This is a genomic window from Faecalispora jeddahensis (assembly GCF_000577335.1).
In the GTDB taxonomy this organism is placed as follows: domain Bacteria; phylum Bacillota; class Clostridia; order Oscillospirales; family Acutalibacteraceae; genus Faecalispora; species Faecalispora jeddahensis.
Map to the genome: position 1 here is coordinate 1 of NZ_CBYL010000062.1, position 13,287 is coordinate 13,287.

Annotated in this window: 11 protein-coding genes; all 11 read right to left on the reverse strand. The window is 56.0% G+C overall.

All coding sequences use genetic code 11. The features are described 5' to 3' along the window. Positions 1–350: 350 nt before the first annotated feature. Positions 351–674 (reverse strand): phosphoribosyl-ATP diphosphatase, encoded by a 324-nt coding sequence (gene hisE / locus TY09_RS16120; RefSeq protein ID WP_042436466.1) that lies wholly within the window; start codon positions 672–674, stop codon positions 351–353. After that, positions 671–1,027: a phosphoribosyl-AMP cyclohydrolase gene (hisI, locus tag TY09_RS16125; protein ID WP_042436468.1), complete on the reverse strand. Its 357-nt coding sequence runs from the start codon at positions 1,025–1,027 to the stop codon at positions 671–673. The genes hisE and hisI overlap by 4 nt, the downstream gene beginning before the upstream one ends. 1 nt (position 1,028) lies before the next feature. Further along, positions 1,029–1,748 carry a 1-(5-phosphoribosyl)-5-[(5-phosphoribosylamino)methylideneamino]imidazole-4-carboxamide isomerase gene (gene hisA, locus TY09_RS16130; RefSeq protein WP_042436469.1) on the reverse strand — a complete coding sequence of 240 codons (720 nt, stop codon included), beginning with the start codon at positions 1,746–1,748 and terminating at the stop codon, positions 1,029–1,031. Between the two features lie 15 nt (positions 1,749–1,763). Further along, positions 1,764–2,342 (reverse strand): imidazoleglycerol-phosphate dehydratase HisB, encoded by a 579-nt coding sequence (gene hisB, locus TY09_RS16135; protein ID WP_042436472.1) that lies wholly within the window; start codon positions 2,340–2,342, stop codon positions 1,764–1,766. A gap of 119 nt (positions 2,343–2,461) precedes the next feature. Then, positions 2,462–3,517: a histidinol-phosphate transaminase gene (gene hisC / locus TY09_RS16140; RefSeq protein ID WP_242841518.1), complete on the reverse strand. Its 1,056-nt coding sequence runs from the start codon at positions 3,515–3,517 to the stop codon at positions 2,462–2,464. Further along, the gene (hisD, locus tag TY09_RS16145) at positions 3,514–4,797 is read right to left on the reverse strand and encodes a histidinol dehydrogenase (protein ID WP_042436477.1); all 1,284 of its coding nucleotides are present in this window, start codon (positions 4,795–4,797) and stop codon (positions 3,514–3,516) included. Before hisD ends, hisC begins: the two co-directional genes overlap by 4 nt. Further along, the gene (gene hisG, locus TY09_RS16150; RefSeq protein ID WP_009060459.1) at positions 4,776–5,441 is read right to left on the reverse strand and encodes an ATP phosphoribosyltransferase; all 666 of its coding nucleotides are present in this window, start codon (positions 5,439–5,441) and stop codon (positions 4,776–4,778) included. The genes hisD and hisG overlap by 22 nt, the downstream gene beginning before the upstream one ends. Beyond that, entirely contained in the window at positions 5,438–6,649 is a 1,212-nt protein-coding gene (hisZ, locus tag TY09_RS16155; RefSeq protein WP_009060468.1) for an ATP phosphoribosyltransferase regulatory subunit, read from the reverse strand. Before hisZ ends, hisG begins: the two co-directional genes overlap by 4 nt. Positions 6,650–7,017: 368 nt before the next feature. Beyond that, positions 7,018–11,370 (reverse strand): PolC-type DNA polymerase III, encoded by a 4,353-nt coding sequence (locus tag TY09_RS16160; RefSeq protein ID WP_042436479.1) that lies wholly within the window; start codon positions 11,368–11,370, stop codon positions 7,018–7,020. Positions 11,371–11,406: 36 nt separating this feature from the next. Further along, positions 11,407–12,453, reverse strand: a complete 1,047-nt coding sequence (gene ispG, locus TY09_RS16165) for a flavodoxin-dependent (E)-4-hydroxy-3-methylbut-2-enyl-diphosphate synthase (RefSeq protein WP_042436482.1) — start codon at positions 12,451–12,453, stop codon at positions 11,407–11,409. After that, a partial coding sequence (locus TY09_RS16170) for a M50 family metallopeptidase (RefSeq protein WP_042436485.1) occupies positions 12,450–13,287 on the reverse strand: 838 nt, incomplete at its 5' end. The genes TY09_RS16170 and ispG, both read right to left, overlap by 4 nt.

Here is a 13,287-nt window from a genome sequence, read left to right on the forward strand (position 1 = left end):
CAAGCCCGCGCAAGCGGAATCCACATGCGGGGGCACTCGCTAAAAATCACTCTTTCCTATTAAAGTAAAAAAGAAAGGACTCACTCCGGCACGAGAAGAAAAGTCCTGTGCCAACAGAATTTCCCACGAGACCACTCACAGAAAAAAGAACCTGCCGCGTGGGGATACCCGCAGAAAATCCGCTCTTTCATACCAAAATGGAAAAAAGAAAAAGCCCCTCAGCATGAGGGGCAAACCTATATCAGCAGAATTCCAACCCGAGGGAACCCCGAGAAAAAATCCACGCTTCTACAAATCAGACTGTTAAAACAACCAAACGGTCACCGGTATCATAAAAGCAAGCGAGACCATCAGCTGTTTTTATCCACCTGATGGAACTCTTTCAAATTCCCGGTTTTCAGCTCCCGCTTGCTCAGTTCGTCCTCCACATCCTGCCAGGAAATCCCCTCGTTGACCATCAGCACCGTCAGGTGGTACAAAAGGTCGGAAAGCTCCAGCACGGTTTCTTTGTTATCCCCATTTTTGGCGGCGATGATCACTTCGCTGCATTCCTCGCCGCACTTTTTCAGAATTTTATCAAGACCCTTTTCCAACAGATAGCAGGTATAAGAACCCTCCTGCCGCTCTGTTTTGCGGCTTTCCACCGTTTGGTACAGCTCCTGTAAAACGCTCATTGTGTATCCTCCCCTATGGTTCTGTAAAAGCAACTGTGGTTCCCGGTGTGGCAGGCCGCCCCGATCTGCTCGACCACCGCCAGCAGGGTATCGTCGTCGCAGTCGGTGTACAGCTCGATCACCCGCTGCACATGGCCAGAGGTAGCGCCCTTATTCCAAAGCTCCTGCCGGGATCGACTGTAAAACCAGGTATACCCGGTTTCGAGCGTTTTGCGCAAAGATTCCCGGTTCATATAGGCCAGCATCAGCACTTCCTTGGTGGATTGCTCCTGCACGATTACGGGGATCAGCTCGCTCTTTTGAAAGAAGTGCTCCAGGTTTTTATCTGTAAAGGCTTTTAACTTTTCACTCATATTATTTATCTCCTTGTGCCGCCGCGATGGCCTCTTTCAAATCCAGACTGCCGCTGTACAGCGATTTGCCGCAGATGGCCCCATACAGCCCTAACCCGCATAAATCCTTGATATTTTGCAGGTTTGCGATGCCGCCGCTGGCAACAATGTCGCATAAGACCGCCCGATTCAACGCATCGAGCTGCTCGAGGTTCGGGCCGGTAAGCATTCCGTCTTTTGATATATCTGTAAAGATGATATACTTTACCCCTGCTTCTTCCATCTGCTTTGCAAGTTCGATATAATCCACCTGCGAGGTCTGGGTCCACCCCTCCGCAGCCACTTTGCCGTCTCTGGCATCAATGCCCACAGCGATCTGCTCGCCCCACCGCTGTACACAATCACGCACAAGCTGCGGGTCGTACAAGGCAACGGAGCCGAGAATCACCCGGGAAATTCCGCGCGACAGGTAAAACTCCACATCCGTAAGCGTGCGGATGCCCCCGCCTACTTCTACCCGCAGGCCGGTTTCCACCGCCCGCAGAAATACCTCGCTGTTCACGGGGTGCTTTGCTTTCGCCCCGTCGAGATCTACCATATGAATCCACTGTGCACCGGATTTGGCAAAGGAGCCGGCCGTTTGCTGCGGGTCTTCCGCCACCTTATGCGCGGTATCGTAATCGCCCTGCCGCAATCGGACACAGGCGCCGTCTTTGATATCGATCGCTGGAAAAATGATCATGGAATCCCCTCTTTCTTACAGGCTGCCCTTGGTGGACAGCACCTGTCCCGGCGTGGTTTCGGCTACGGCCAGCCGCAGCGCGTGCGCGACGGCCTTGAACATGGCCTCGATCATATGATGCGAATTTTTGCCGTACTCCACACGGGTATGCAAGGTCAGCTCTGCGTTCATGGCAAAGGCGCGGAAGAATTCCTCCGTAAGGCACGCGTCATAAACACCCACCACCTGCTGGGGGAATTCCGCCTGAAAGACCAGAAACGGCCTGCCGCTGACATCGACCGCCGCAAACGCCAGCGTTTCATCCATAGGCACATAAAAGCTGCCGAACCGCGCGATGCCGGAACGATCCCCCAGAGCCTGACGGAACGCGCGGCCCAGAACGATACCGGTATCCTCCACCGTGTGGTGGCCGTCTACAAACAGGTCGCCCTGCACCTGCACCTGCAGGCCAAAGCCGCCGTGGGTGGCAAACGCCTGCAGCATATGATCGAAAAATCCGATTCCGGTCTGGATTTTTGTTTCCCCGCCGTCCAGCGCCAGCCGGACGCTGATTTGGGTCTCCCGTGTTTCGCGGGACTGCTCTGCTGTTCTCATAGCCGTTTTCCCCTATCTTTGTCGTTGATATTCGGGCCGCGCTTGAAAATGGTCTGATGCAAGTACCTTAATCTTTCCCTGCCTGCGGGGGAAAGAAATTAGTTTTAAAAATAAATCGATTATAATATCCGTTCCAATGCCGCAAGCAGCTCTGTGTTTTCTTCCGGAGCGCCGGCGGTGATCCGCAGAGAATCGCCCATCAGGCGCACCGCGATCCCCTCGGCCAGAAGCTTTTCGTACACGTATCGCGCGTCCGCAAGGCGGATCAGCACAAAATTGGTGCAGCTTGGGTACAGAACAAACCGTCCGGGCTTCTTCTTCAGAAGCTGCTGGAGCCCCTGCGACAGGGCGATACGGGAATCGACGATTTTTTCGATCGCGCGTTCCAGCTGTTTTGGGTATGACAGAACTGCCGCAGCCGCACTCTGCGTGGCGGAATTGACATTGTACGGCGACTTCACGGCCCGCAGCGCCGCGGTGATCGTCTGATTCGCTACTGCAAAGCCAAGGCGGAGCGCCGCAAGGCCAAACGCTTTGGAGCAGGTGCGCAGCACCACCAGATTATCGTACTGCTCCGCCTCCTGAATCAGGGACTGATCCCAGAAATCCATATAGGCTTCGTCCAGAACCACCAAGGCGCTCACGGAACGGATGATCTTCCGCACCTGCTCGCGGGTAAGCCCCACCGAGGTGGGATTGCAGGGGTTGGAAAACAGGATCATCTTCGCCCCGGTTTGATTGGACACAGAGATCAGCTCATCCACATCGATGGTCAAATCGCTCTTCTTCACGACATCCACGCATCTGACCTCCACAAGCGAGGAGTAGAAACGATACATGGAAAAATCGGGAGAAAGCGTCAGCACGGTGTCCCCTTTCATCAGAAAGGCGGTCATCAGAACGGAAATCAGCTCGTCGGAGCCATTGCCCGCGGTTACATTCTCCGGCCGAATTTTGTGATACTGCGCGAACATGCGGCACACATCCACAGCCAGCGGGTCGGGGTAGCGGTTGAAGGCTGTATACGCGAACGCATCCATCATCCTCGACATCACGTTCGTCGGCAGGGATAAAAAGGACTCATTGGCGTCCAGCCGGATCCGGTAATCTCCCTCCAGCGGCTCGTACGGCTTTAAGTCCCTGATTTTGCTGTTCAGCTGGTACAATGAAATCACATCCTTACTTTGATGGAATTGGCGTGTGCGGTCAGGCCCTCCGCCTTTGCCAGAGTCATCACGTCCGGCCCGGCGGCCGCGAGTGCCTGCTTGGTGTAGTAAATAAAGCTGGACTTTTTCAAAAAGCTGTCGACCGAAAGCGGCGAGAAGAACCGTGCTGTACCCCCTGTAGGCAGAACGTGATTCGCACCCGCGTAATAATCGCCCAGCGGCTCGGGGGAATAGTTCCCCAAAAAGACGGAGCCCGCATTGTCGATACAGCCAAGGTATTCGATCGGGTTTTCGCAGCAGACCTCCAGATGCTCCGGGGCCAGGCTGTTTGCAAAGGCGACAGCCTCCTGCATGGTGTCGCAGACAAGGATCGCCCCGTAATTTTGGAGCGACTGCTCCATGATCTCGCGGCGCTCGAGCTGCGCGGTCTGGCGTTCCAGCTCTTCGGCAACCTGCTGCGCAAGGCTCAGGCTGGACGTGAGCAGAATCGCAGAGGCCAGCACGTCATGCTCCGCCTGCGAAAGCAGATCCGCGGCAAGGTACACCGGGTTCGCCGTTTCGTCCGCCAGAACAAGAATCTCACTCGGCCCCGCGATCATGTCGATGTCCACGATGCCGTACAGCTGCTTTTTTGCCGTGGCCACATAAATATTGCCCGGGCCGACGATCTTGTCCACCCGCGGGACGGTCTCGGTGCCGTAGGCCAGCGCCGCCGCCGCCTGCGCCCCGCCCATCAGGAAAATGCGGTCCACTCCGGCAATCAGCGCCGCTGCCATGATATTCGGGTTCGGCTTTCCGTCCTTCTGGGGCGGCGTCGCCATAATGATCTCGCCCACCTGCGCGATTTTCGCAGGGATTGCGTTCATCAAAACGGAAGAGGGGTATGCCGCCGTGCCGCCGGGGACGTAAATGCCGACACGGTGCAGCCCGCGCACCCGCTGGCCCATCAAAACGCCGTCCTCGCGGGTTGTCAGCCAGCTTTGCTGCGCCTGACGCTGGTGAAAATCGCGGATGTTCTGCGCGGCCCGTTCCAAAGCGGCGACAAATTCAGGGTCGCAGTCTTTGGAAAGCTCCGCCATCTCCTCGCGATTCAGCTCGCGCTTGGCCGGCAGCGCACCGTCGAACCGCAGGGTGTATTCTTCCACGGCCGCGTCGCCGCGGGTTCGTACCTGTTCCAGAATCTCCGCAACGCGGGCATCGACCAGCTTATCCTTTTCTTCGCCGCGGCGGCGGATTTGTTCCACCACGCGGCGGCCTTCTTCCCCGCTTAGCTGGATTGCTTTAAGCATACTTTCTCCTCCTTCTTTTGGATGGCCTGGCTCATGCGAGAAACCAGGGCCTCAACTTCATCCTTTCTCAGCTTCATCACCGCCGAATTGACAATCAGCCGGGCGGAAATCGGGCAGATGATCTCGAGAATCTCGAGCCCGTTTTCCTTTAGGGTGGTTCCGGTTTCCACCAGGTCTACAATAGCTTCGGCCAGACCAAGCAAAGGAGCCAGCTCTACCGAACCTTCAATTTTGATGATGCGCACGTCCATGTCGCGGTTTTCAAAGAAGGCGCGGGCCACCTTCGGGTATTTGGTCGCCACGGTTTTCACCGAGTAGCCTTCGAAAATACCGGAATCTTTGGGGCCCGCCACCGCGAACCGGCATTTGCCGAAGCCGAGATCGAGCACCTCAAAAAAACCGCCGGTGCTTTCCATAATCGTGTCCTTGCCGACGACGCCCAAATCGCAGACGCCGTGTTGAACATAGGTGATCACATCGGCCGCCTTGGCCAGAACTACCTCGATTTCGCCATCGCCCACGGGCAGAATCAGGCGCCTTCCTTTATTGCGTACTTGGGAGCAGTCATATCCCATCTTTTCCAGCAGGGCAACCGTTTTTTCTTCCAGGCGGCCCTTTGTCAGCGCTATTTTTAACGGAGTCATCCGTTTTCCTCCTTTGTGAGCATGATCGAAACTGTACCGTCAGAGACAAAATCCACCTGGGGAATCCCCATCGCCACCGCGTAGTGGATGGCCTGCTCGCGATCCTCAAACACAGAAAACTCGCAGAAAATTCCGCGCTCCGTCAGGCGTGCCGCGTAATCCAGCGCTTTGATCTCAAAGCCGTCTTCCCCATGCACCAGAATCTGTGCGGGAGCAATTGCCGTTTCTTCGCCCTCGGCGGCCATAACGCCCGCAAGAACATCCACATTCGCGGCAAACCCGATGGCCTGCATCGGCGCGCCGTACAGCTCGAGCAGATGGTCATAGCGCCCGCCGACCAGAACCGCCTCGCCCGCCTGGGGAACATAAGCGCTGAGCACGATACCGGTATAGTAATCGTTTCTCTGTACCAGACCCAGGTCGACCATGATGCGCTCTGAAAGCCGCAGCTCCGAAAGCATGCCGTACAGCTTCTTCAAATACCGGATCGGCTCCTTGGCGCTGTCCGGAAGATCGAGGCTTTCGGCCTGCTCGAATATTTCTTCTCTGCCGAACAGCCGGGGCAGCTGCCGCAGGGCGGCCGCCTCACGGGAATCGGGCAGGGAATCGAGAATTTCGTCAAGCGCGGGGTAATTTTTCGTTTCGATATAGCCGCGAATATCCTCCAGAACCTCTTCCGAAACCGGCATCCCGGCCACAATGGCCCGAAAAAAACCGGCGTGCCCAAGCTCGATTCGGAAATCCGGCACACAGGCGGAAAGCGCCTCAATTGCCGTTACAAGGATTTCCAAATCGGCCCGGTGCCCGCCGGCCCCCAACAGCTCTACCCCGGACTGCATGATCTCGTCCGCGTGTCCGCTTAGCCCCGGATGATTCCGGTACACTTGTTGGGTATAAAATAAACGCAGGGGCTTTTCCTGCCCCTGCAACCGGGTTGCCGTAAGCCGAGCGATCGGCAAGGTGGAGTCTGGCCTTAGCACCAGTAGCCTCCCTCTGCGGTCTGTCAGCTTATACATGGTTTCCGACGGTATTCCGGAGCGTTCCGGGTCAAATACATCATAAAACTCCAAGCCAGGCGTAACAACCTGACGGAAGCCTCTGTTACGGTACACCTCTTCCAGACGGTGCTCCACGTGATGATGGACCAGGCACTCTTCAAACAGATAGTCACGAATGCCCTCGGGAGTGATTTTATGGTATTTTTTCATTCATTGCACCGCCTTTGCTTTAACATGCTAATATGATAGCATAAGAAACTGAGGGGTTCAAGGCTTATTTTGCATTTTTATACCTTCATGATGCTGAAATTGTCCCCCATTTCAGCAGACGAGTATAGGAAAAACGTAGAAATTACAGATCGACGATAAAAAACGGCTGTCGTTTTATCAAATAAAGAATATTCAAAAAAGAGGAACCAGGCAAGCCGGTTCCTCAACAAAAAATGCCCGGCAGGCTCTGCCGGGCTTTCGAGCGTAATCATGTAGTGACATCATTTTTTAAAGTGATCCCTTCTTTTCACTTAAGGGGAAAATCGATATATTGGCATAAGACCATTTAAAAGTGAATGGATCACTATTTAAAACAGGCTCATCTGGCTGCTTTCGGGCAGGCCGTTCAGCGCACCCGCCACCTGCAGCGCTTCAATCACCGATTTGGAAACCTTGGAACGGGTCTGCAGGTCATCAATCGAAATATACGGCCCGCCGTTTTCACGCGCTGCCGCAAGGCTGTTGGCCGCGGCCTCACCCACGCCGGAAAGCGACGCGAACGGCAGACGGATTTTCCCATCCTCCACCAGATATTTTCTTGCGTCGGATTGGTACAGGTCGATCGGCAAAACCTCAATACCCCGGGCCAGCATCTCGTTAACGATCTGGAAGGTGGCAAACGCGTCCTCTTCCTTTTTGCTGGCCTCTTTGCCCTTCATCGTGATTTCGTTCATCTTACGGCGCACGGCCTCGCGACCCTGCAGCACCACGGCACCGTCAAAGTCCTCGCCGCGCACCGTGAAATAAGCGGCGTAATACTCCACAGGACGATGCACCTTATACCAGCCGAGGCGCAGGGTAGAAATCATATAGGCCGCCGCATGGGCTTTCGGGAACATGTACTTGATCTTCATACAGGAATCGATATACCACGGCGGCACGTTGTGGTCTTTCATCGCCTGAATATGTTCCTGCGTCAGCAGTTGGGATGCTTTACCCTTTCGGGTGATCTCCATGATCTTAAACGCCATTTTCGGCTCCAGACCCTTAAGCAGCAAATAGGTCATGATGCTGTCACGTGTACCGATTACCTCAGAAATCGTGCAGGTTTTGTTCTTAATCAGATCCTGCGCGTTGCCGAGCCAGACATCCGTACCGTGGGACAAACCGGAAACCTGCAGCAGGTCGGAGAAGGTTTTGGGCTGCGCGTCCATCAGCATCTGGCGGACGAAGCCGGTGCCCACCTCCGGCAAAGAGAAAGTACCCGTGGGGGAATCGATGTCCTCCGGAGTCACGCCGAGTGCCTCTGTAGAGGTAAACAGCGACATCACCTTCGGGTCACTCATGGAAACTTTCATTACGGGGATGCCCGTGTAGTCTTCCAGATAGCGGTAAATCGTCGGAACATCATGCCCCAGCTCGTCGAGCTTGCAGATGGTATCGTGGATCGCATGGAAGTCGAAGTGCGTGGTGATGTTGTCGGATTTCTGGTCGTTCGCCGGGTGTTGAACCGGGCAGAAATCGTAAATCTCCATGCCGCGCGGCACAACGACCATGCCGCCCGGGTGCTGGCCGGTGGTGCGCTTGACCCCGGTACAGCCGGTGGCCAGACGCAGCTCCTCCGCCCGGTGAAGCACCGTCCCCTGCTCCTCGGCGTATTTGCGGACAAAGCCGATGGCCGTTTTATCCGCCACAGTGGCGATGGTACCGGCCTTAAAGACGTTGTCCTTGCCGAACAGCGTTTCTGTATAGCGGTGGGCGTCGCTCTGGTACTCACCGGAGAAGTTCAGATCGATATCAGGCGTTTTGTCGCCGTCGAAGCCCAAAAAGGTTTCAAATGGGATGGTGTGGCCGTCGCGGTCGTATTCGGTGCCGCAGACGGGGCATTGCTTCGGCGGCAGGTCGAAGCCCGAGCCGTAGCTGCCGTCCGTGATGAATTCGCTGTGTTTGCAGTTCGGGCAGATATAATGCGGCGCCAGCGGATTTACCTCGGAAATACCGGAGATATTCGCCACGAACGAAGAGCCGACCGAACCACGAGAGCCAACCAGGTAACCGTGCGCCTCAGAATCGGCCACAAGCTTCTGCGCCGTCATGTACAGCACGGAGAAGCCGTGCTTATTGATGGAATCCAGCTCGCGCTTGAGGCGGTCGTGGACGATCTGCGGCAGAGGATCGCCGTAAATCTCTTTCGCCCGCTCCCATGAAATGCGATTGAGTTCCTCTTCCGCTCCGTCGATGAACGGTGGGAACACCCCGGGCGGGATTGGCGAAATCTCATCAATCATATCTGCAATTTTATTGGTGTTGGTCACAACGACCTCGTATGCCTTTTCTTTGCCGAGATACGCAAATTCCTCCAGCATCTCGGGCGTGGTGCGCAGGTACAGCGGCGCCTGCGCGTCCGCGTCGGCAAAGCCCTGCCCCGCCATCAGGATTTTCCGGTAATCGCCGTCCTTCGGGTCGAGGAAATGAACGTCGCAGGTGGCGACGACAGGCTTATCCAGCTCTTCTCCCAAACGGACGATCGTGCGGTTGTATTCCCGCAGCGTTTCTTCGTTCGGCACCTGACCATTTCGCACCATGAACAGGTTGTTGTCGATCGGCTGGATTTCGAGATAATCGTAGAACCCGGCAATTTCTTTCAGCGTAGACCACGGCTGGCCGCCGGCCACCGCACGATACAGCTCACCCGCTTCGCAGGCGCTGCCGAGCAGCAGGCCCTCTCGGTATTTGACGAGAACGCTTTTCGGGATACGCGGCTTCTGGTAGAAATAATCCAGATGAGAATAGGAAATCAGCTTATACAGATTCTTAAGGCCCGTCTGATTCTTCACCAGAATGATCTGATGCACCGGGCGGATTTTTTTCGGGTTCCCCCCGGCCAGGCAGGTGTTGATGTCTTTGACGCGTGTCGCGCCGGTATCCTCTTTTAAACGCTGCAGCAAATTCTGAAAAATCTTTGCCAGAACCGCCGCATCGTCGCACGCGCGGTGGTGGTTGAACGGGTCGAGCTTTAGATATTTAGCCACTGTATCGAGCTTGTAGTTTTTAATGTCCTTGAGCATCGAACGGCACATGGGCAGGGTGTCGATGTACGGATACGGGAAATCCATCCCGTGACGCTCGGCCGCGGCGTGCATGAACGAGGTATCAAACGCGGCGTTATGTGCCAGCAGCACCGGTTTTTCCCCGCAGAACTCGTAGAACTGCCGCAGGGCCTCCTCTTCGGACGGAGCGTCCTTTACCATTTCGTCCGTGATGCCGGTCAGCTCGGTGATCTTGGCCGGAATGTGCATGCCGGGATTCACGAAAATATCGAAGCTGTCGGCAATCTCCCCGTTTTTGATCCGTACCGCGCCGATTTCGGTCATACGGTCCTGCTCCGCGCTCAGACCGGTGGTTTCGATATCGAACGAGATGAACTCATCGTCCAGCGTGTTCTCCGTTTCCCCCATCAGGGCCGGAACCATGTCGTTGACAAAATAGGATTCGATGCCGTAGATGACCTTGAAGTCTGCTCCTTTTTTGCGGACGGCCGCGGCGGCATTCATGGCGTCCGGGTAAGCCTGCGCCACGCCGTGGTCGGTAATGGCAATGGCCTTATGCCCCCATTCGGCGGCGCGTTTGATCAGGTCGCCCACCGGGGTAATGCCGTCCATACTGGACATAGAGGTATGCAGATGCAGCTCCACACGCTTTTCGGGCGCGTCATCGACAACCTTGAGCAGCTCCACCGTGCTGATTCCGCGAGGGCGCAGAACGATTTCGTGGTCGTACTTATCGTAGCTGATTTCACCGCTCACCAGAATGGCGCTTCCCTTTTTCAGGGTATCGATCGCGCGGCACTGGCTGTTCTCCTCAATGAGCTTTAAGGTCATGGAGCCGGTGTAATCCGTTATGTTGATGGAATAGATTTTTTTCGATTTATCGCGGGTCTGGCGTTCATCCATACTGAAGATTTCGCCCCAGATGGTCACCGTGCCGGAATCCGGCCCAACCCGGCCGATCGGCACGGGCTTTGTGCTGCGGCCCATACGGCCATACAGCAGCTTCACGGTATCCAGCAGGACAGTCGGCAGAAGCGTATCACCGCCGCGCACACTGACGGAATGCGGGTTCTTTTTGACCTTTTTACTCCCGCCTTCGTTCATCATGGCATCATAGTGTGCCATCTCTTCTTCCACTGCCTGCCGGCGCTCGGTTTCCTGCTCCTGCTTCACCCGTTCGATAAAGCGGGCGTCGTCCGCCTGAATCTCGACGGTGCCGTCGAAAGATACCTTGAGCGTCAGGCCAAATTCCTCCTGAATCAGGCGGGAGGCCGCCTTGTCAAACCCGCGCGAAAGCAGCATATCGCGCCCGCCGTGCGACAGCGTGATGATGAGCGTGTCGCCTTCTAAGCGTGCGGCGGCGCCCTTCAGGCTGCCGTTGAGGCTGGCGTCTCTGCGCCGCAGCTCCTGCGCAAGCTCCGGAAAATACTCCGTCTGGAACAATTCTTTCGCATAGCGGGGCTGCACGGTTACCCTGCGGACATTCAGCGCCTCCCTCAGCTGTTCTTCCAGCGCAAAAAGGACCGGGCGCTCCACCAGGACCGGGAACGCCGTCTCTATCGCCAGCTCCCGGTTCTGCTCGTCGATCCGCAGGGAAAGCACGGTTCCCTCCGGACATGTCGTGCCGGGGGGATTGAGGTATGTACCAAATACTTCAGCAAAGGTTTTCATTCCAACATCCTTTTCCTTGACAAAATGACCGCTGCGTTACAGCGATTCGATTTCCTCCATCAGGCTGTCCACAAGCCTGTCTTCGGGGACACGGCGTACGATCTCCCCTTTTTTGAAGATCAGGCCAACGCCGTTCCCGCCCGCGATTCCAATATCGGCCTCGCGCGCTTCGCCCGGCCCGTTGACCGCACAGCCCATCACCGCCACGGTGATCGGCTTTTTGCAGGAGTCCAGACGGCGTTCTACCTCACCGGCAATCGCAATCAGATCAATATTCGTTCTCCCACAGGTCGGACACGATACCATCTGTACCCCGCTGCGGAGATTCAGCGCTCTTAGAATATCCATCGCTGCAACAATCTCCCGCACAGGATCCGCCGTAAGAGACACCCGAATAGTGTCACCGACGCCGCGCTGCAGCAAAGAGCCGATACCGATCGCGGATTTAATGAGGCCCATCCGCTCGGTGCCGGCCTCTGTAACGCCAAGATGCAGCGGATAATCGCATGCCTGCGACGCGAGCTCATACGCCTCGATCATTGTATCGACACGCGAGGATTTCATCGAAAGGACAATATCATTAAAATCGTATTTTTCCAGCAAAGACGCATGGTACATCGCGCTTTCGCAAAGCGCCTCGGCTGTAGGCCCGCCGTGCTTTGCCAGAATCTCTTTTTCCAGAGAACCCGAGTTGACCCCGATCCGGATCGGAACACCGTGCGAGCGGCAGGCGTCCGCCACCGCTTTGACGCGGTCGTCGGAGCCGATATTGCCGGGGTTGATGCGGATTTTATCGATGCCTGCCTCGACGGATTCGAGCGCAAGCCGGTAATCAAAGTGAATATCGGCCACCAATGGGATCGTCGTGGCCGCCTTAATGGCGGGGATCAGCCGCACCGACTGCTGATTCGGAATCGCAACGCGAAGAATCTCGCAGCCGGCCGTTTCCAGTTCCCGCGCCTGACGGACGTTTCCGTCCACATCCGCCGCGGGAACGTTCAGCATCGATTGAATGGAAATGGGCGAATCGCCGCCAATTGCGACGCCGCCCACATTCAATTTTCTTGTTAATTTTCGGTTCATGCTCCCAATCCCTTCCCGGTAAAGAGCCGCAGAACATCGCTGTAGGTAACGATGATCATAAAGGTCATCAAAAGCGCAAAACCAGCCGCGTGTACCCAGCCCTCGTATTTGGGGTTGATCGGGCGGCGGCGTACCAGTTCAATCAAAAGGAAAATCAGGCGGCCGCCGTCAAGAGCCGGCAAAGGCAGCAGATTCACCACGCCAAGGTTGACGGTAATCATCATCATCATCATGATAATGTTATTGACCGCGGGCAGAATTCCTTCTTTCAGGCCCATAGAAGCGGCCTGCGAAATTGCATCTGCCGCGCCGATCGGCCCGGCCATATCATTCAGGCCAAACTGACCCGTCACCAGGCCAACCAGGCTGTACCAGACCATGCGAACGACGGAAACCGTATCCGCACCGGATTTCTGGATCAGCGTGACCGGATTTCTCTCTATGCCGGACACATAGAAGTCCAGCACCATTACCTGCTTATCGCCGTTCTGGCGGGTGTTCATTTTCACGTCGTGGAACGTAAGCTTCTCGCCCTTTCGCACCACAGAAATATCGATTGACTGCGGATTTGCCGTAGCCAGGGAAAAGCTCAGGTCGCGGTCGGTGCGCACACGGTAGCCATCGATGGAATAAAACTGGTCGCCGGCCTGAATACCCGCCTTCTGCAGAGCGGAGCCTTCCGCAAACTGCGCGATGGTAGTGGAGGTAAACATCGGCTGCTGCACCAGCAAAACCATCATCAGTACAATACCGAACAAAATGTTCATGATTGCACCGGCGCAGACAACGATAATCCGTCTCCATACCGGCTTATTGCCGAACGCCCGGTCATCC